General features: G+C 67.8%; 15 protein-coding genes. 4 read left to right on the top strand and 11 right to left on the bottom strand.

What is annotated here, in order from left to right; translation table 11 throughout:
* Positions 1–39 precede the first annotated feature (39 nt).
* The 9 genes from ABGA94_RS02850 to ABGA94_RS02810 all read right to left on the bottom strand — a co-directional run bounded on the left by ABGA94_RS02850 (position 40) and on the right by ABGA94_RS02810 (position 9,016).
* A complete protein-coding gene (locus ABGA94_RS02850) occupies positions 40–651 on the bottom strand; it encodes a YbhB/YbcL family Raf kinase inhibitor-like protein (protein WP_005420969.1) in 612 nt (203 codons plus the stop codon).
* A 10-nt stretch (positions 652–661) separates the two neighbouring features.
* A complete protein-coding gene (locus ABGA94_RS02845) occupies positions 662–2,731 on the bottom strand; it encodes a lipopolysaccharide assembly protein LapB (RefSeq protein ID WP_164261639.1) in 2,070 nt (689 codons plus the stop codon).
* Between the two features lie 56 nt (positions 2,732–2,787).
* On the bottom strand, positions 2,788–3,777 hold the full coding sequence (locus tag ABGA94_RS02840) for a YheT family hydrolase (RefSeq protein ID WP_050562730.1): 990 nt from the start codon (positions 3,775–3,777) through the stop codon (positions 2,788–2,790).
* A 52-nt stretch (positions 3,778–3,829) separates the two neighbouring features.
* Positions 3,830–4,621: a 1-acyl-sn-glycerol-3-phosphate acyltransferase gene (locus ABGA94_RS02835; protein WP_069138140.1), complete on the bottom strand. Its 792-nt coding sequence runs from the start codon at positions 4,619–4,621 to the stop codon at positions 3,830–3,832.
* Between the two features lie 118 nt (positions 4,622–4,739).
* Positions 4,740–5,174 carry a hotdog fold thioesterase gene (locus ABGA94_RS02830; protein ID WP_375366336.1) on the bottom strand — a complete coding sequence of 145 codons (435 nt, stop codon included), beginning with the start codon at positions 5,172–5,174 and terminating at the stop codon, positions 4,740–4,742.
* 10 nt (positions 5,175–5,184) lie between these two features.
* Positions 5,185–7,242 (bottom strand): phospholipase D family protein, encoded by a 2,058-nt coding sequence (locus tag ABGA94_RS02825; protein WP_375366334.1) that lies wholly within the window; start codon positions 7,240–7,242, stop codon positions 5,185–5,187.
* Complete coding sequence (locus ABGA94_RS02820) at positions 7,239–7,856, bottom strand: YceI family protein (RefSeq protein WP_329845466.1); 618 nt, start codon at positions 7,854–7,856, stop codon at positions 7,239–7,241. The genes ABGA94_RS02825 and ABGA94_RS02820 overlap by 4 nt, the downstream gene beginning before the upstream one ends.
* Positions 7,857–7,860: 4 nt before the next feature.
* Positions 7,861–8,337, bottom strand: a complete 477-nt coding sequence (locus ABGA94_RS02815; RefSeq protein ID WP_005420985.1) for a histidine phosphatase family protein — start codon at positions 8,335–8,337, stop codon at positions 7,861–7,863.
* Positions 8,338–8,386: 49 nt separating this feature from the next.
* Entirely contained in the window at positions 8,387–9,016 is a 630-nt protein-coding gene (locus ABGA94_RS02810; protein WP_005420986.1) for a ParA family protein, read from the bottom strand.
* Positions 9,017–9,139: 123 nt separating this feature from the next.
* Here ABGA94_RS02810 and ABGA94_RS02805 point away from each other — a divergent pair, with 123 nt between their 5' ends.
* A complete protein-coding gene (locus ABGA94_RS02805; RefSeq protein ID WP_005420987.1) occupies positions 9,140–10,624 on the top strand; it encodes an AAA family ATPase in 1,485 nt (494 codons plus the stop codon).
* A gap of 633 nt (positions 10,625–11,257) precedes the next feature.
* Here the strand turns inward: ABGA94_RS02805 and ABGA94_RS02800 are convergent.
* Positions 11,258–11,893: a tetratricopeptide repeat protein gene (locus ABGA94_RS02800; RefSeq protein WP_222523716.1), complete on the bottom strand. Its 636-nt coding sequence runs from the start codon at positions 11,891–11,893 to the stop codon at positions 11,258–11,260.
* Positions 11,894–12,062: 169 nt separating this feature from the next.
* Here ABGA94_RS02800 and ABGA94_RS02795 point away from each other — a divergent pair, with 169 nt between their 5' ends.
* The 3 genes from ABGA94_RS02795 to ABGA94_RS02785 all read left to right on the top strand — a co-directional run bounded on the left by ABGA94_RS02795 (position 12,063) and on the right by ABGA94_RS02785 (position 17,610).
* Positions 12,063–15,749 (top strand): indolepyruvate ferredoxin oxidoreductase family protein, encoded by a 3,687-nt coding sequence (locus tag ABGA94_RS02795; RefSeq protein ID WP_375366331.1) that lies wholly within the window; start codon positions 12,063–12,065, stop codon positions 15,747–15,749.
* Positions 15,750–15,930: 181 nt separating this feature from the next.
* Positions 15,931–16,290: a helix-turn-helix transcriptional regulator gene (locus ABGA94_RS02790; RefSeq protein WP_095378444.1), complete on the top strand. Its 360-nt coding sequence runs from the start codon at positions 15,931–15,933 to the stop codon at positions 16,288–16,290.
* A gap of 33 nt (positions 16,291–16,323) precedes the next feature.
* Entirely contained in the window at positions 16,324–17,610 is a 1,287-nt protein-coding gene (locus ABGA94_RS02785) for a type II toxin-antitoxin system HipA family toxin (protein ID WP_095378445.1), read from the top strand.
* On the opposite strand, the gene ABGA94_RS02780 is transcribed toward ABGA94_RS02785, so the two are convergent.
* Positions 17,611–18,225, bottom strand: a complete 615-nt coding sequence (locus ABGA94_RS02780) for a DUF938 domain-containing protein (protein WP_111127198.1) — start codon at positions 18,223–18,225, stop codon at positions 17,611–17,613.
* Positions 18,226–18,568 lie beyond the last annotated feature (343 nt).

Here is an 18,568-nt window from a genome sequence, read left to right as displayed (position 1 = left end):
CGTTGCCGGCCAGCGGCCGGCACGACCCGTTATGCCGCCTCAGCCCAGCGCCGGATTCAACGTGTAGGTGCCGTGCAGTGCCGCTTCGGCCAGCACGTGGCCGTGCATGGCCCGGTACGCGTCGGCGGCGGTGAAGCGTGCCGGCAGCTGCAGCGATGCCACGTCCAGCGCGAACACGCGGAAGAAGTAGCGGTGCACGCGCTCGTCGTTGAACGGCGGATAGGGGCCGTCGTAGCCCAGGTAGTCACCGGCCATGTCCGGGTTGCCGGCGAACCAGCCGGTGAAGTCGTTCAGGCCCTGGCGGCTGCCGGCCGGCCCGGCCGGCGTGGTCTTGCCCTTCACCACGAAGCCGTCGCTGCAGCTGCCTGCGGCAATCTCGCGCACCGAAGCTGGAATATCGGCCATCACCCAGTGCACGAAATCACAGCGGGGCTGGTCGCGTGGCACGCTCATGTCGGTGCGGCCGACCGTCTCCGGCACGGTCGGCACGTCCGGATCGACGCATACCAGCAGGAACGAACGGGTGCCCTCCGGCACATCGCTCCAGGCCAGGTGCGGATTGCGGTCCGGTGCGAAGCCCGCCGCATCGCCTGCGGCGAATTCGCGGTCGATCGGTGCACCGTTGGTCAGGCTGTGGCTGCTCAGTTGCATCGGCGTGTCCTCACTCTTCCGGGTAACCCAGGCGCACCGCGATCGGGGTGAGCTTGGCGAAGGCGGCGCTCATCACGTCGCGGTAGTTGCGCCAGTGGCCCGGCGGGAAACGCGGCGCGCCCAGCTGCGCGGCCGGCGGCATCGGCCGCTCGAACAGTCGGCCCAGCAGTTCGGCCATCGCCTGCGGATCGTTGCCGATCTGGTCGATGCGCAGCAGCACCTGCGGGTACAGATCGTCCTCGTGCAAAGCGGCGACCTGGGCCAGCGCGCGCGCCAGCCATTCGCTGGCTTCGGCCAGCGAGGTCATTGCCAGCGGCGCGGCGGCACCATAGGCCACCCAGTCCAGCAGCATGTCGCGCGGGTCGCGCAGCACCACCAGCAGGCGGCCCTGCGGCAACTGCGGGCGCAGCGCCCACAGCAGCGCGTTGTCCCACCACAGCAGCCAGTCGATGATCGCGTCGTCCTGCACGCCGCGCGACGGCAGCTGTTCGCGCCAGCGCTGCACCAGCCGCTCCGGGGTCAGCACGCCGGAGGCGAGGTCCTGCAGCGTGTGGTAGTTCTGGAAGGCGTCGTCGGGTGCGTTGGAGGTATAGCGGTCGCTGCGCAGCACCGGGCTGGCCGCGGCCAGGCCGGTCGCCACGCGCTCCACGCCCGACCCTGGCGCGCCCCACAGGAAGATCGGCGCGGAGGTGGCATCGCCGTCGATCTCGCCCTTGTCCGGCCAGCTCGGCGGTGCCTTGGCCTGCGGCGGCAGCGGCAGGCGCTGCGGGGCCTGGTCGGCCTGCAGGGCCAGCCAGGTCTGCAGCGCATCTTCGTGCTGCCCGGCGCGATCCTGGATCTCACCCAGCCAGGTGCGCAGGTCGGCGCGGTGGCCTTCCGGTGCCATGTCGATCAGCGCCTGCACGCGGGCGACCGCGGCGGCCGGATCGCGCTGCAGCAGGCCTTCGACCAGGCGGGTTTCGCCGCTGACGCGGCCCGGTTCGAGGCTGACGATGCGCTCAGCGATCGCTTCGGCCTGGGCGTGTTCGCCCACCATGTCGTGCAGGCGCAGGCGCGCTTCCAGCGCCGGCAGGTGGCCCGGCATCGCGTCCATCCAGCGCTCGACCGTGGCGGCGGCGGTGGCACTGCCGACCTCCTCCACCGCCAGGCGTGCCAGCCACAGGTCGTGCAGCTGCGGGTGCTGCTCCAGGGCGGCATCCAGGCGGGCGCGGGCCTCGTCTTCGCGGCCCAGGCGCTGCCAGGACATCAGCAGCAGCTGCAGCACGTCGCGGTCATCAGGCAGCGATTCCAGCAACGGCAGCAGGTGCTCCAGCGCCTGCAGCGGCTGGCCGCTGCGCAGTGCCAGTTCGCCGGCCAGGCGGCGCATCGAAGGCGTATCCAGGCCTTCCTGCTGCAGCGCGATCTGCATCGCTTCTGCCGCAGCGTCCAGGTTGCCCTGGCGCATGGCCAGCTGCACCACCAGGCCATGCAATGAGGCGATGGTCGGGTTCAGTTCCAGCACGCGGCGGAACGCCTGCTCGGCGAAGGCCAGCATGTTCTTGCCCAGGTAGGCGAAGCCCAGTGCGTAAAGCACGCGGATGTCGTTGGGCAGGGCCTGGTTGGCGGCCGACAGCAGCGTCAGCGCGCGATCGGCATCATCGCGGCGCAGCGCGATCATGCCATCGATGGTCAGCAGCTCCGGGTGGTCCGGTTCGACACGCGAGGCCAGCGTGGACAGGCGCTGCGCTTCATCGAAATCGTTGCGGCCGATCGCCAGGTGGGCCTGCATCAGGTACGCGGCGAATGCGTTCGGGTCCAGCCCGGTGGTGCGCGTCAGTGCTTCGCCTGCGCCGTCGAACTGGCGCAGGGCCAGCAGCAGGCCGGCGTGCTGCAGGTGCAGCTGGGCGTTGTCCGGGGCCAGCTGCAGCGCCTGCTGCAGGGCCTCCATCGCGTCCTCGGCCTTGCCCTGCTGCTGCAGCGCAAGCGCCAGCCAGCGGTGGGCCTCGGCCTGGCCGGGTTCATCACGGGTCCACGCCTGGGCCAGCTGCACGGCCCGGTCGGCCTCGTTCTGGCGCAACGCTTGGATGATCTGGTCTTGCATGGCGGTCCGGTTCAAGGGCAAACCCGCATTGTAGCGGCCTGCGCGCCCGTGCCGGTTCAGCCTTGCAGCACGCGCTGCAGGCGCTGCGCCACCCAGCGCTCGGAGAAGCCGTCACCGCGCCAGTTTTCCAGGAAGCCACAGTGTCCGCCCCAGCTGGCGGTTTCCAGATGCGCCTGGTGCGGCAGCTGCCAGTCGCTGAAGGTCGCGTAGGGGATCACCGGGTCGTCCTGCGCCATCAGGATGTCGGCCGGCACCTGCAACGTGGACAGCCGATCGCCGGCAATCGAGTAGCCATCGAAATAGGCCTGCAACGAACCGAAACTGGTGTGGCGCTCGACCAGCCAGGCAGTCAGCGCGCGGATGTCCAGTTTCAGTACGCGGTCGTCGCAGTCGCTCAGTTCGGGGAACAGGTCGCGCTTGCGCCGCAGCGAACCGGCCCACTTGCGGCGGAAGTACCAGTCGTACATTGCCGGGCCGTTCTCGATGCTCTCCATGGTCAGCGCCGGGTCCAACACCGGGCATACCGAGGCCACGCGCAGCAGCGGCACGCCGGCCGCTGGCGCGCGCAGGGCCAGGCGCAGCACGAAGTTGCCGCCCAGCGAGTAACCGGCGGCCACCAGCGGCAACTGCGGCCAGCGCTGGGCGATATCGCCCGCGGCATGCACCACTTCGTCGATCAGGTTGGAGTGGAAGATGCCAGGGTTGAGATGATGGGTATTGCCGTGGTCGCGGAAATTCAGCCGTACCACGTCGAAGCCCTGTTCGAGCATGCGCGCGGCCGCCATGCGCATGTAGCTGGATTCGGCGCTGCCTTCCCAGCCGTGCAGCAGCAGGGCCATGCCTTTGGGTTCGCGGCCTTCGATGTGGCTGTGCCAGCCTTGCAGGCGCACGCCATCACCGCCGTCGAGGATCAGTTCTTCGCTGATCGCACCGGTCGCGGCCAGCAGCAGCAGGCCGCGCTGCAGGCGCATGCGGCTGGAGCTGAGCATCGACTGCAGGTGCGGATTGCGCAGCCAGCGCGGGGGCTGGTAGTCAGCCGCGTGCAGCGTCGGCGTGCCGGCGTCCAGGACGGGTGGCGGGATCAGGGCCACCGCACCCTCACTCGGAGCTCATGGCCGCCACGATGCGCGCGCGCGACGTCTCCGCGATGCGCCGACGGCCTTCCAGGTCCTGCGCACCGATCGGTGCCAGGAAGTGCACTTCTGCACGCCGCGCCGGCTCACCGAGCAGGCGCAGGAAATTGGCGAAGAAACTCTCACCGGGGCCGAACGCGACAATGGTCTGCGCATCGCCCTTGAGCCCGTACACCAGTGCCACCGGCTGCACCGGCACGCCGGTTTCAACCGCGGCCTGGAAGATGCGGGCATGGAACGGGCCTACTTCGTGGCCGCCGCGGGTGCGCCCTTCCGGGAACACGCCCACCGCCTTGCCTTCGCGCAGGCGATCGGCCATCACCTGCATCACGCCACCGAGCGATTCGGTGTTGCCGCGCTGGTGGAAGATGGTCTGGCCACGCGCGGCCAGCCAGCCGACCAGCGGCCAGCTGGCGATCTCGCGCTTGGCGACGAAGCCCATCATGCGCTGGCTGTGCAGGATGCAGATGTCGACCCAGCTGACGTGGTTGGCGACGAACAGCACGGCGCCGGGCAGCGGCGTGCCGATCTGCACCAGGCGGAAGCCGAAGATCCACATCAGCCCGCCCTGCCACCAGTTGACCACTTTGGCCCCCAGGGTCGCCTCGCCCACGCGCAGTTCGCCCCACGGCCGAAGCATGCCGATCAGGATGAGCGGCAGGAACACGATGATGTGGACCAACAGCAGCGGTACGCGGTACAGGTAACGGCACACACGCGCCACGCCGCCGCGGGGGGCCGGAGTGGGGGAAGTCATCCGCGCACGATACCGGAGGGCCGTCATCGCTGCCAGCCGATTTAGGCCATAACACCCATCAACCGGGGCAATCGGCGGGGAACGCTGGGTTCCGCTGCCGTCACCGGCCGTCCGGGGCTCAGCCGTGGCCGGCCGCCACCACCGCCAGGGTCAGCCGCGAGATGCACAACAGGCGGCCCTGCTCGTCCTCGATGCGGATCTCCCACAGCTGGGTGCTGCGGCCGACGTGCAGTGCACGTGCGGTGCCGGTCACGGTGCCCGAGCGAACGGCGCGTACATGGTTGGCGTTGATCTCCAGCCCTACGCAGATCTGTTTGGCCGTATCCACGCACAGGTTGCCGGCGCTGCTGCCCAGGGTCTCGGCCAGCACCACCGACGCGCCGCCATGCAGGATGCCGTAGGGCTGGCGGGTGCGCTCGTCCACCGGCATGGTGGCCTGCAGCCAATCGTCGCCGGCCGCGCTGAAGACGATGCCCAGCGACTCGATCGCGGTGTTGCGGCTGAGCGTGTTGAGCTGCTCGAGGGAAACGGCTTCGCGGAACACCAGGGTCATGCGGGCACCTTCAGAGGATGGGAACGAGGCCGGCGCCGAATGCGGTCAGCATTCGGACCAGCAGCCATTTCGGGCCGACATTTACCTCGGGGAAATCGCCCACGGCGACATAGCAGCGGTGGAAGTCCGGGTCCTGCCGGGGCAGCGGCTGCGGGCAGTCCGGGCCGGGCTTGAACTCGTAGTCGGTGGCATAGCGCCACGGCCAGAAGTCGAGGATCGGCAGTGCCTCGGAGGCCTTGCCGACGCTGTAGTTGAGCCCGGACAGCACCGGCGGCTTGGCCCGCGGCGCCACCGTCCACGAGTTCTGCGGGTGGGTATCGCGCAGGATGCTCTCGGCCAGCTGCTCGGCGAAGGCCGGGTCGTCGATGATCACCGCACCTTCGGTGTTGTAGTTCTCGCTGCGCGGATCGAAGTTGTGGGTGCCGACCACGCCGATGCGGCGGTCGACCACCAGCGACTTGGCATGCAGGCCCATGCGCGCGCCCTTGCGGGTGACCGGCAACGGCTTGTTGACCGCCTTGCTGCCCAGGAAGGAGGGCCGGGTCTCGGTGCGCAGCAGGCGGGTCTCGACCTCGCTGCCGGCCGCGCGGCGGCGCTCGCGCGCGTTCTGGTAGGCACTGCCGGTGCGCGGGTGGTTCACCGGCCCCTGCTTGCCGGTGGGTGCCGGATGCTCATCGCGATCGCGGCTGTCGCCGGCATTGCTGCCCGCGGCGCTGCCGCCAATCAGCGGATTGAGCCCGCCGTCGTCGTCACCTCCGGGCGCGGCCATCGGATCAGGCAACAGGTTGCGGTAGTCGACCGGTGCATCCAGCGGGAACGGCTTGTATTCGAAGATGTTGAAGCCCAGTTCGCGCATGTTGCGCCGCTTGTACTTGTACGACAGCGCATACACGATCGGGTTGTCGGTGGCCGCCAGGCTGTTGCTGGACACCACCACCCGCGGCGGCTGCGGGCGCTTGCGCAGCTCGCGGAACAGCTTCTGCGCCGGCTTGGACAACACCAGGTACGGCGTCTGCAGGATCACCTCCTCCTGCGCGCCGGCGATCAGCGCATCCAGCTGCGGCTCGGTCACGTGCTGGCCCGCCAGTGGCGCATCGGCCTTCTCGCGCCGGTGCTTGCGTGGCAGGTCGGCGACATAGCGCACCGAGGCCACCGGCAACGCGGTATCGACGAAGGAACGGCTGACGAAGTCCATGTCATTGGCTTCGGCACTGACCCGCTGCACCCGCTCGGGGCGGCGGAAGCTGGCCGGCGGCAGGGTCGGCACGCCCTCGCGCAGCAGGGTGCGGCCGACATCGTTAAGGCGCTCGGCCGGCACGCTGCGCCTGGCATGCCAGAAGGCATCGAAGTTGGCGGCCATCGCCCGCGCCTCCGGGCCGGCGATCAGCACGTCGCGGTCGCGGAAGTTGTACTCGCGGTCCCAGTCGTAATAGTCGTCCTGGTAGTTGCGGCCACCGACCACGCCGATCGCATCGTCGATCACCAGCAGCTTGTTGTGCATGCGCTGGTTGAAGCGGCGGAAGCAGCACAGCACGCTGCCGGCATAGTCGAAGTAGTTCAGCCGGGCCTTGCCGAAGGTCGGGTTGTAGACCCGCAGCTGGAAGTTCTGGTGCGCGCCGGACAGCGCGCCGAGGATCTGCAGGTCGGAGATCGCCGAGAGCTGATCGATCAGCACGCGCACCTTCACCCCGCGCCGCGATGCAGCCAGCAGCTCGTCGATGACCAGCCGGGCGCTGTCGTCCTTGTCGAAGATGTAGGTCTGCAGGTCGATGCTGCGGGTAGCGCTGCGCAGCAGGTTCAGGCGCGCCACCAGCGCACCTTCGCCCTCGTCGAGCAGGGTGGCGTAGTGGCGCGGCTGTTCGGGAGTGGATTCGGTGAACGCCCGCCCGGCCAGCGCACGCAGCGGTGAGTCCTGCGCGCAGCGGTCGGCGCGCTGGCAGCCGACCACGGTCGAGCGCGCCTGCACGGCGATCGCTTCGGCACGGTCGCGCTCGGCATGCGAAAGCGATGCACAACCGCTGCCCAGCAACACCGTTGCCAGCGCCAGTATACGCAGCAGGAGGTTCACGGTTTCGGCGCCTCGCTCAGGCGCGCACGTAATACGAAGGTCACTCGGTCACTCAGGGCTAGCTGCCAGCTGTCCATTCCATACCGGCCTCGCTGCACGGTACCGCGGCTGACGACATCGCAATCATAGCCGGGTCGGGCGCACTCCGCCTTCTCGACCCGCAGCGACTCGGGGTGGCTGACGCCGCGCAGGGTCAGCCGGCCGTTGATGTCGCCCCCCTGTTCCACCGTCTCCGGCCAGTACGGCAGCGAGTCGAACTCGACCACCGGATGGCGCCCTGCATCGAAGAACTCTTCGCCGCGCATCCAGCCGGTGTAGCGCGCCTTGCCAGGGATCTCCACCGAGCGGGTGAACATCTTCAGGTGCACCTGGTGGCGCCCGTCGGACAGGATCTCGATGCGCCCCTCGAAGTGCGGGAATACGCCTTCGATGCGCTGGCCGAAACGGGTCCGCACCTCGAAACCGATCCGCGAGCGCTGGGTATCCAGGCGCAGTACCCGCGGCGCTTCGGCGGACACCGGCGGCAACGGGGTTGGTGGGAGCACAGCGGCCCAGGCCGGGCCAAGCGCCAGCAACGCGGGCAGCAGGAAGCGGCTGCGCCGCGCCTGGCTCATCGGATCACGGCCACCAGAACGCGTTCAGGCTGGCCACGCCCGGCTCGATCGAGACCTCGCGCGGGAAGCCGAGGACGGCCACGCCGCCCGGCGGCATGCCCCGGTAGTCGCTGCTGGTGCCGTCGGTCATCAGGGCCACCAGCTGCTCCAGGCCCGGGTTGTGGCCCACGATCAGCACCCGGTCCAGGTCGCGACGTTCGTCCACCAGCGCCGCCAGGGTGCCCGGGGTGGCTTCGTAGATCCGGTCTTCCAGGCGCTTCTCGACATAGCCGATGGCCGTCATCACCGCTTCCAGGGTCTCACGGGTACGTCGCGACGGCGAGCACAGCACGCAGTCCGGCAGCAGGTTGTTTTCCTTCAACCACTTGCCGGCGGCTTCAGCTTCGGCCAGCCCCACCGGCGACAGCGGCCGGTCGAGGTCGGCCTGGCCGGAAACGGCGGGTTCGGCATGGGCATGGCGCAGCAGGATCAGTTCACGCATCGCGGGTTTCCATGGAGAAGAGGATGCAGCAGGAGAAGTGAGGCAGGCATCAAAGCTTGAGCCAGGACAGCAGCGGTTCCCAGTCCGCCTGGTGTTCGCGCACCTGGGCGGAGCGATAGTCGAACAGGCTGCGGCCCAGGCCGGTCATGACCACGTAGCTCTGGCTGTCACGCAGCTGCGCGACCACCGGGTACGGCCATTCGGCCAGCATCTGCAATGCCTGCTGCGAGGTCTGGGTCCAGGGTTTGGTGCGGTTGAGGACCAGCCCTACCGGCAGCTTGCGGCTGTGCACGCGCGGGTTCTGGGCCAGGCTGTTGAGGAAGCCGACGATGGCTTCGATATCCAGCGCCGAGGGCAGCACCGGCACCACCACGGCGTCGGCCGCGTCCAGGAAATGGGGGATATCGTCGGCCAGCGCACCGGCGGGTGCATCGATGATGACGGTATCGGTACCGTCGGGCAGCTTCTGCGCCCACTGCTTCTTCCGATACACATCGATGGGGAGCACCGCGCTTTCCAGCCCGGCACGCCGTTGTGCCCAGCGGGTGCTGGAGCCCTGCGGGTCGGCATCGGCGATCACCGTGGCCTTGCCCTGCAATGCCGCGTACGCGGCCAGGTGGGTGGCGACGGTGGTCTTGCCCACCCCGCCCTTGGAACCGGCCACCAGGATCGTCTTCATGCCAGCCTCGCTTCCGGGTACGTGCCCCGAGCGTACACCGGCGGTGGTGACGGGAGGTAGCGCCGTGCTGAACCCGTGGCCATCGCCTTTGCTATCGTGGCGCCCCCGAAGGATCGAACCGGCATGAGCGAACTGCAGGACCTGAGCGCACTGATCCGCGCCAATACCCCCCTGATCGTGATCGAGACCCAGGATGAGGGGCGCATCGTTGAACTGTTCCGGCAGACGCTGATGCACGTGTGGCGGGCCCTGCACCGCTGGTCCATCACCGAGGGCCTGCGCCGCATCGACCTGGACCGCGAGGATCCGCCGGTCGGCCCGCCCGATGCCAGCGCCGCGCTGCAGATGATCCGCCAGGCTGATCAGCGCGGTGTCTACCTGCTGCTCGATTTCCACCCCTACCTGGGCTATGCCAGCCACCAGCGCGCACTGCGCGACCTGATCCAGCGCCGCCACAGCGAGCCGCACGTGCTGGTGCTGATCGGCGCCAAGGTCGAGCTGCCGGCCGAGCTGGAAGCACTGGCGGTGCGCTTCAACCCGCGCCTGCCCGATGCCAACGCCCTGCTGAAGATGCTGCGCGAGGAGGCCGACGCCTACGCACGCGAGCACGGCGGCCGCCGTGTCGAGGTCGACAGCGAGGCGGTGAAGAAGATCCTGAAGAACCTGCAGGGCCTGAGCCTGGTCGATGCCCGCCGCATTGCCCGCCAGCTGATCTACGCCGATGGCGCGCTGCGCGACGACGACCTGCCGCAGCTGGCACGGCTTAAGTTCGAGCTGCTCAACCGCAGCGGCCACCTGTTCTTCGAGCACGACAGCGCACGCTTCGGCGACGTGGCCGGCGCCAACCGGCTCAAGCGCTGGATCAGCCAGCGCCGGGTGGCCTTCATCGCCGGCTCGGCACCGGCCGGCCTGGACCCGCCGCGCGGCATGTTGCTGCTGGGCGTGCAGGGCTGCGGCAAATCGATGCTGGCCAAGGCCACCGCCGCCGGCTTCGGTGTACCGCTGCTGCGCCTGGACGTGGGTGCGCTGTACAACAAGTACCACGGCGAGACCGAGGCCAACCTGCGCCAGGCGCTGGCCTCGGCCGAGCAGCTGGCGCCCTGCGTGTTGTGGATGGACGAGATCGAGAAGGGCCTGGCCAGTGGTGGCGAGGACGGTGGCGTATCGCGCCGCGTGCTCGGCTACCTGCTGACCTGGATGGCCGAACGCAAGGCGCCGGTCTTCATCGTCGCCACCGCCAACCAGGTGCACGAACTGCCGGCCGAGCTGCTGCGCAAGGGCCGTTTCGACGAGATCTTCTTCGTCGACCTGCCCACCCCCGAAGTGCGCGTGGAACTGCTGCGGCTGCATCTGGGGCGACGCCAGCTCAATGGGGACGACTTTGCACTGCCGGCGTTGGCGGCCGCGGCGAATGGTTTCTCCGGCGCGGAGATCGAGCAGGCGATCGTGGCCGGACTGTACGCAGCGCACGCCGAAGGCCGGCCGCTGGACACCGAGCTGCTGATGAACGAGATCCGCGCGACGAGGCCGCTGTCGGTGCTGATGGCCGAGCAGGTCGAGGCCTTGCGCGCGTGGGCGTCGGGGCGGACGGTTTCCGCGGACGATTGAGGTTTCCCGCGAACGGCGCAGCCCCTCGTGGTTGGTCGCTCAAAGCGACAGTCGTGGTTGGCCGGGTGGGTAGGCTGCGCAGGGGGCGCTGCAAGTACGTCCCTGTAAGCTCGGTCGCCGCATCCATGCGGCTCACGCCCCTGCGCAGCCTACCCACCCGCCCCCTGACAGTTTCCGGGGGCGTCCGCCACGGAGAAGAAAAAAGATGATCAAAAGCAAAAGCCGGTCGGCTGGCCGCTTTCTGTAGAGCCGAGCCCACGCTCGGCTGCATTTCGATCAGATATCGAATAGTTGATTCCGATGCGGATTCATCCACGCATGGCGTGGATCTACCCACCGCCGCCGATAACCTGTCGGGGTCGAGGCGGTCTGGGGCTGCAGGACCGTTGGCGCCATGGATGGCGCCATCGAGCCCCCCATGGGTGAGGGCGCTTTGCTTGCGAAGCACTGCTTCGCAAGCGCCCGAACGCCCAGCCTCCAGCGGCTGGGCCGGGCCGCGGAGCGGGGTTTACGGCGTGTCCTGCAGCCCCAGACCGCCCCGACCAAGCCACAGATAGCTCAGAGCCTGCTGTTGCTGTTGCTTCGGCTGTTGCCTCTGCGGGTGCCGGGTGCAACCCGGCGCAACCCCCTCCCTCAGGGCCAGGCCGGCGGGGCGGCCGCCCAGGCCTGCTGCACTTCCGCCAGCGAAGCACGCTCGTCGTCGCGCCACAACGGCAACAACTGCGCATAGCGGCTGCTGTCGCTCCATTGCGTCGGCTCGGTGCGCACTGCGGCGGCATACCACTGCACCGCCTCCTGCTTCCGCCCGGCCCGCCACAGCGCCAGCGCATAGGTCGGTGGCAACCAGCCCGGCTTGCTCAGCGAACCACCGGCAGCCGCCTGCCATTGCTCCAGGGCGGCTTCGGGCTGGCCCTGACGCAGCAGGTCCCAGCCGTAGTTCCAGCGCACGCCACGGCCCAGGCTGCCCTGAACCGGCGCATCCTTCAGCGCTTCGCGATACAGCTGTTCACCCAGTTCGGTACGGCCCTGGGCAATGGCCACCGACGCCAGCTGCACGGTGGCCTCCACGGTACGCCGGCCGCGCTCGCGCTGCTTGAGCAGCTGCGCCACCAGCGCATCCCCGTCGGACTGGACCACGATCATGGGCACGGCGGCCGCATCGCTGTCGAAGTAGAACTCCTGTGGTGCCGGCACCGCCGGCGCGGCCCACACCTGGGCCGTTCCCGAGACCAGCAACATGCTGCCCAGGATCTTTCCTGCAACTGACATCCCTTCTCCCCAGGCCGCAACCGCAGCCTCCCTCTCTCTCCCCGATCCTAACCCCAGCATGGCCGCCGGCGCGAGTGCCGGGGCGGCCGGGCCTCGCTGCTACAATTCGCGCCTTTCCCGCCGCGTGCCTGCACGCGGCCGGTGCCAGCCGATCCTGACCGGGCCAGCCATGACCAGTACCGCGCAACTCACGTCGCCCTCCTCCACCGACCTGATCGACCGTGACTACACGCTCGACCACAAGTACACCCGCAACGAGGGGCGGATCTATCTGAGTGGCGTGCAAGCGCTGGTGAAGCTGCCGCTGATGCAGCGGCTGCGCGACGCGCACGAAGGCATCGACAGCGCCGGCTTCGTCAGCGGCTACCGCGGCAGCCCGCTGGGCGGCTTCGACCTGGAGCTGTGGCGCGCACGCAAACACCTCGACGCGGCCAAGGTGAAGTTCACCCCCGGCCTGAACGAGGACCTGGGCGCCACCATGGTGTGGGGCACCCAGCAGACCAACCTGTTCCCCGGCGCCAACGTGCAGGGCGTGTTCGGCATGTGGTACGGCAAGGGCCCGGGCGTGGACCGCTGCGGCGACGTGTTCAAGCACGCCAATGCCGCCGGCACCTCGCGCTACGGCGGCGTGCTGGCACTGGCCGCCGATGACCATGCCTGCCGCAGCTCGACCCTGCCGCATGGCAGCGAGGACGAGTTCGTCAGCGCGATGATGCCGGTGCTGAATCCGGCCGGTGTGCAGGACATCCTCGACATGGGCCTGCTGGGCTGGGCGATGAGCCGCTATACCGGGCGCTGGGTCGGCTTCAAGACCATCGCCGAGACAGTCGAATCGTCGGCCTCGGTCGAGGTCGACCCGATGGCGCGCCGCATCGTGCTGCCGGAAGACTTCGAGATGCCTTCGGGCGGTCTCAACATCCGCTGGCCGGACCCGCCACTGGACCAGGAAATGCGCCTGCACCGCTATGCGGTGAAGGCCGCACAGGCATTCGCCCGCGCCAACGGCATCGACAAGGTGGTGATGGACGCGCCGCGCGCGCGGCTGGGCATCGTCACCACCGGCAAGAGCTACCTGGACGTGCTGCAGGCGCTGGAATACCTGGGCCTGGACGAAGCCGCCTGCGCCGACATCGGCATCCGCGTGTACAAGGTCGGCATGACCTGGCCGCTGGAGCCGCAGGGCATCGCCCGCTTCGCGCAGGGCCTGGAAGACATCATCGTGGTGGAGGAGAAGCGTGCCTTCATCGAGCGCCAGATGAAGGAACAGTTCTTCAACTGGCCGGCCAGCTGGGGCCAGCGCCCGTCCATCGTCGGCAAGTACGACGAGAGCGGCGAATGGATCCTGCCGTCCACCGGCGAGCTGACCCCGGCCACCATCGCCGGCGTGATCGGCCGCCGCATCCAGAAGTTCTTCAACAACGCATCAATCGAGCAGCGGCTGCAGTGGATGCAGGAGAAGGAAGCCGAGCTTGCGTTGCCGCGCGCCAGCTTCCCGCGCGTGCCGCATTACTGCTCGGGCTGTCCGCACAACACCTCCACCCAGGTGCCGGAAGGCTCGCGTGCGCTGGCCGGCATCGGTTGCCATTACATGGTGACCTGGATGGACCGCAGCACCGACACCTTCACCCACATGGGCGGCGAAGGCGTGACCTGGGCCGGGCAGGCGCCGTTCACCGATACCCCGCACGTGTTCCAGAACCTCGGCGACGGCACCTACTTCCACAGCGGCTCGCTGGCGATCCGTCAGGCGGTCGCCGCTGGCGTCAACATCACCTACAAGATCCTCTACAACGATGCGGTGGCGATGACCGGCGGCCAGCCGGTGGACGGTCCGCTGAGCGTGCCGGACATTGCAAAGCAGATGCGCGCCGAAGGCATCCACACCATCGTGGTGCTGTCGGACAACATGGGCAAGTGGACCGGCCAGCGCGAGCACTTCCCAAGCGACGTCGAGTTCCATGACCGCAGCGAACTGGATGAGGTGCAGAAGCGCCTGCGCGAAGTGAAGGGTGTTTCGATCCTGATCTACGAACAGACCTGCGCCACCGAGAAGCGCCGCCGCCGCAAGCGCGGCAAGCTGGAAGACCCGCAGAAGCGGGTGATGATCAACTCGCTGGTCTGCGAAGGCTGCGGCGACTGCGGCAAGAAGAGCTTCTGCGTGTCGGTGCTGCCGAAGGAAACCGAGTTCGGACGCAAGCGCGAGATCGACCAGTCCAACTGCAACAAGGACTATTCCTGCGTGAACGGCTTCTGCCCCAGCTTCGTCACCGTGCACGGTGGCCAGCCGCGCAAAGGCAGCAAGCGCGACGCCTCCACGCTGCTGGACAACCTGCCGGCGCCGACCCTCCGCGGCAGCCTGGAACAGCCCTGGAACATCCTGATCACCGGCGTCGGCGGTACCGGCGTGGTGACCATCGGTGCGCTGCTGGGCATGGCCGGCCACCTGGAAGGCAAGGGTGCAACCGTGCTCGACCAGACCGGCCTGGCGCAGAAGGGCGGCGCGGTGACCACGCATATCCGCATTGCCCGTCGCCCTGAAGACATCCATGCCGTGCGTATCGCCGCTGGCGAGGCCGACCTGGTGCTGGGCTGCGACATGGTGGTGGTCAACGATTACTGGGCGCTGTCGAAGGTGCGTGCCGGCCGTTCGCAGGTGGTGCTGAACACTTACGAAGCGATGCCGGGCACCTTCACCACCCGCCCGGACATGCAGTTCCCCGCTGCCGACATCATCGCCGGCGTGCGCGTGGCACTGGGCGGCCAGGAGCCGCTGCTGCTCGATGCCACCCAGCTGGCCACCGCGCTGCTGGGCGACGCCATTGCCGCCAACCTGTTCATCCTCGGCTACGCCTGGCAGCAGGGCTTGGTGCCGCTCTCGTTCGATTCACTGATGCGCGCCATCGAGCTCAATGGCGCCGCCGTGGCGATGAACCAGCAGGCGTTCGCCTGGGGCCGCCTGGCCGTGGTCGATCCGCAGGCCGTGCAGCAGGCGGCCGGCCTGGTGCGCAACCGCCATACCGATACCGAATCCACCCCGGGCCCGCTGCATCCGCTGCCGCCAGGCGAGTGGGAGGGCAATGAATGGGGTGCCACTGCGGCACCGCGCAACACCGGCGACGAACGCGAACTGCGTGGCCTGCCCTCGCACGGTGGCGACGTGGCGTTCCTGCCGCTGGACGACGCCCGCCTGTCGCGCTCGCTGGATGAAATGATCGAGCGCCGCGCCGCGTTCCTGGTCGAGTACCAGGATGCCGCCTACGCCAAGCGCTACCGTGACCTGGTAGCGCGCGTACGCGCCACCGAAGCCGACCGCATCGGCGGTTCCACTGCGCTGACCGAGACCGTGGCGCGGTACCTGTTCAAGCTGATGGCCTACAAGGACGAGTACGAAGTGGCGCGCCTGTACACCAGCGGCGACTTCCAGCGCCGCCTGCAGCAGCAGTTCGAGGGCGACTACCAGCTGCGCTTCCATCTGGCACCGCCGCTGTTCGCGAAGAAGGACGAGCAGGGACGGCTGTTGAAGAAGGAATACGGCCCATGGATGTTCAAGGCCTTCGGTCTGTTGGCGAAGCTGAAGTTCCTGCGTGGCGGCCGCTTCGATGTGTTCGGGCGCACCGAGGAGCGCCGCATGGAGCGCAAGCTGATTGCTGATTACGAGGCGACGGTGCAGATGCTGCTGGACGGGCTGGAGGATGACCGTCTGTCGCTGGCGGTGGAGATTGCCAGCATTCCCGAGCACATCCGCGGCTTCGGCCATGTCAAGGAAGCGCATTTCGAGCAGGCCAAGGCGCGCGAAGCGGCCCTGCTGGCGCAGTGGCGCAATCCGAAGGCGCTGCATATCGTGCAGGTGGCGTAACCGGCAGCAGGGCCCTACCGGCCCTTGGCCGACTGCCCGAAAGGATCTAGAGCCGGAAGCGCTGGCGATCCATGCCAGCGAACGTCGACATTTCAGAAATTGTCGCCGTTCCATGACATTCTCGAAATGTTATCGAACGGCGACTTTTGATTAAATGTTGCCGAGCGCATACATTCCGCCTATGGACATCCTGCGAACGTCCCGAGACCTGGGCCTGGTCATCCGCCAGCGTCGCAAAGCACTCCGTTGGGATCAGGCCCAGCTGGCCGAACGCGTAGGCGTCAGTCGGCAATGGGTCATCGAAATGGAGAAGGGCAAGCCACGGGTGGAGCTGCAACTGGTGCTGCGGACGCTCAACGTCCTCGGCCTGATACTGGCTACGGGCACTGTCGAGGGAATGGCCTCCTCCGCTGCATCGTCGGAAATGCCTCTGGAACTGCCTGATATCGACACTATCGTGGATGGCAACGGGCTGCGCCCGGACGAGCACCGCGCGACTGCCATGACGTTGGGGCGTAGAAAGCCCCAAAAGGCCGTCTGACAGCCCCTTCCTCCCGGACATCGTGCCTCCCGCATGGACCTCAACGTACTCCTTTCCAACAGACTGGCTGGATACCTGGGACAGGATGCACATGGCCATCCGACATTCCGGTATGCAGACAGTTGGCGCCAGACGCCGGGCGCCTATCCCTTGTCACTTGCACTTCCATTGACAGAGAACAGCGCGCCCGCTGCCACGCTCTCTGCGGTCCTGTGGGGGCTGCTGCCCGACAACGAGGCCCTTCTGCAGCGATGGGCTTCCCGGTTCCAAGTTTCGTCCCGCAACCCGGTCGCATTGCTGTCACATGTCGGTGAAGACTGTGCCGGTGCGGTCCAGTTCGTACGACGCGAACGGCTCGCCGCCGTACTTGCCGGTGAGGACGATCGGCAGGAGGCGCTGTCCCTCCATGAGGTCGCCCAGCGCCTTCAGCGGATCCGAGTGGACCAGATTGCAGCGCGGCAACCCGATGATGTCGGCCAGTTCAGCCTGGCCGGGGCGCAACCGAAGATCGCCCTGATGCAACGCGACGACGGAGGTTGGGCAATTCCGGCCGGTCGCATCCCCACCACGCATATCCTCAAACCCCCCAGTGGCGACTATGACGGATTCGTGGAGAACGAGGTCTTCTGTCTGCGCCTGGCCAGTCAACTCGGCATGTCGGCTGCGTCCACTGAAATGATCTGCATGGAGGACGCACAGGCCATTGCGGTGACGCGCTTCGACCGCGTACGAACAGCACAGGGTTGGCAACGCGTTCACCAGGAAGACTTCTGCCAAGCGCTGGGTGTCATGCCACACATCAAGTACCAGAACCAAGGCGGACCGGGGCCGGCCGATCTGGCGCGCGTGCTTTGGGAACATTCCAGCAAGCCGCGAGCGGATGTCGAAAGGCTGCTGCAGGCACTGCAGTTCAACTATCTCATTGGCGGCACCGACGCGCATGCCAAGAACTATTCGCTGCTGATCGGCGCACAAGGAAACGTTCGCCTTGCCCCGCTGTATGACATCTCAAGTGCACTGCCCTATGCACACCTGCAGCAACGCAAGATCAAGATGGCCATGAAGATCGGCAGCCATTACCGCTGGTGGGATGTCCGCCTGGCGGATTGGGAGGCCACCGCTGATGGAATGACGCTGGACCCGCAGAAAGCACTGTCGGGCCTGTTCGACATGGCAACACAGCTGCCCGGCATCGCCCGGGCGTTGCTTGCGGAACTGCAGGCAGAGGGCATGCGCCACCCGGTTCTGGAACGTTTAGTGGATGGCATCAGTGCAAGCTGCCAGCGCTGCCTGCGGCAATTCGAACAATCCGCTACCTGATCACCCCAACCGCCACAGCAGCAGGCGGTTGTTGGCCGGCATCGCCACGTTGCGCAGGCGCGTGAAGCCGTTGTCCTCGGCCAGCGTCTGCACGGCTTCCGCGTCGCGGATGCCGCTGTGCGGGTCACGTGCCTTCAGCCAGGCATCGAACTGCGCGTTGCTGTCGCTGGTGTAGCGGCCGCCGTAATTGAACGGGCCGTAGATCGCCAGCAGCGCACCGTGGCGCATCAGCGGCGGCAGCGCGGCGAACAGCGCCTGCACGTGCTCCCAACCCATGATGTGCAGGGTATTGGCAGTGAACGCCGCATCGAACGAGCTGCCCTCCGGCAGGGTCAGGCCCACTGCCGGCGGCAGCTCCACCTGCAGCGCCACCGGCGGCAGCAGGTTCAGCAGCGCGGCCTCCGCACGCCAGGCTTCGATGCCGGGCAGATGGTCCGGATGGTCGCTGGGCTGCCAGCGCAGCCACGGCCAGCGCTCGGCGAAGAAGGCTGCGTGCTGGCCGGTACCACTGCCGATCTCCAGCACCCGATGGCGGTCGCCCATCCACGGGTCGAGTGCGGTGGCGATGGGTTCGCGGTTGCGCTCGCAGGCTTCTGAATACGGCTTGCTCGACATCAGGACGGTGTCCAGGCGGGGTCGGCTCCATTGTGCACGAGGGGGTGTCTCAGGGCTTGCAGCCCTGCACCCGCAGGAGCCGGAGCCAGAGCCAGAGCAACGTCAAAAGCTGGCATTCCGTGGGATGGCAGGGTTGGTCCGGTTGCGGGGGACGCCGTAAACCCATCCGTGGGGGCTTGGCCGCGGCATCCATGCCGCGGACTGATCTGGCCCCCTGAAAACGGACGCCATGAAGCCGTTTCAGGCGGCAGCCCGGAGCTGCCGGGCGTAGTTGTTAGGCGAGTGGTAGCCCAGCGCCGAGTGTAGCCGGGCTGGATTGTAGAAGCCGTGGATGTAAGCAGCG

This window comes from Stenotrophomonas sp. 3diitr2024 (assembly GCF_042136455.1).
Classification (GTDB): domain Bacteria; phylum Pseudomonadota; class Gammaproteobacteria; order Xanthomonadales; family Xanthomonadaceae; genus Stenotrophomonas; species Stenotrophomonas sepilia.
This window is presented reverse-complemented; position numbering and strand designations above follow the sequence as displayed.

Excerpts from the sequence above, each read along its gene's own strand:
- ABGA94_RS02850 (WP_005420969.1), bottom strand. The coding sequence starts at position 651 with ATGCAACTGAGCAGCCACAGCCTGACCAACGGTGCACCGATCGACCGC.
- ABGA94_RS02845 (WP_164261639.1), bottom strand. The coding sequence starts at position 2,731 with ATGCAAGACCAGATCATCCAAGCGTTGCGCCAGAACGAGGCCGACCGG.
- ABGA94_RS02835 (WP_069138140.1), bottom strand. The coding sequence starts at position 4,621 with ATGACTTCCCCCACTCCGGCCCCCCGCGGCGGCGTGGCGCGTGTGTGC.
- ABGA94_RS02830 (WP_375366336.1), bottom strand. The coding sequence starts at position 5,174 with ATGACCCTGGTGTTCCGCGAAGCCGTTTCCCTCGAGCAGCTCAACACG.
- ABGA94_RS02820 (WP_329845466.1), bottom strand. The coding sequence starts at position 7,856 with ATGAGCCAGGCGCGGCGCAGCCGCTTCCTGCTGCCCGCGTTGCTGGCG.
- ABGA94_RS02815 (WP_005420985.1), bottom strand. The coding sequence starts at position 8,337 with ATGCGTGAACTGATCCTGCTGCGCCATGCCCATGCCGAACCCGCCGTT.
- ABGA94_RS02810 (WP_005420986.1), bottom strand. The coding sequence starts at position 9,016 with ATGAAGACGATCCTGGTGGCCGGTTCCAAGGGCGGGGTGGGCAAGACC.
- ABGA94_RS02805 (WP_005420987.1), top strand. The coding sequence starts at position 9,140 with ATGAGCGAACTGCAGGACCTGAGCGCACTGATCCGCGCCAATACCCCC.
- ABGA94_RS02800 (WP_222523716.1), bottom strand. The coding sequence starts at position 11,893 with ATGTCAGTTGCAGGAAAGATCCTGGGCAGCATGTTGCTGGTCTCGGGA.
- ABGA94_RS02795 (WP_375366331.1), top strand. The coding sequence starts at position 12,063 with ATGACCAGTACCGCGCAACTCACGTCGCCCTCCTCCACCGACCTGATC.
- ABGA94_RS02790 (WP_095378444.1), top strand. The coding sequence starts at position 15,931 with ATGGACATCCTGCGAACGTCCCGAGACCTGGGCCTGGTCATCCGCCAG.
- ABGA94_RS02785 (WP_095378445.1), top strand. The coding sequence starts at position 16,324 with ATGGACCTCAACGTACTCCTTTCCAACAGACTGGCTGGATACCTGGGA.
- ABGA94_RS02780 (WP_111127198.1), bottom strand. The coding sequence starts at position 18,225 with ATGTCGAGCAAGCCGTATTCAGAAGCCTGCGAGCGCAACCGCGAACCC.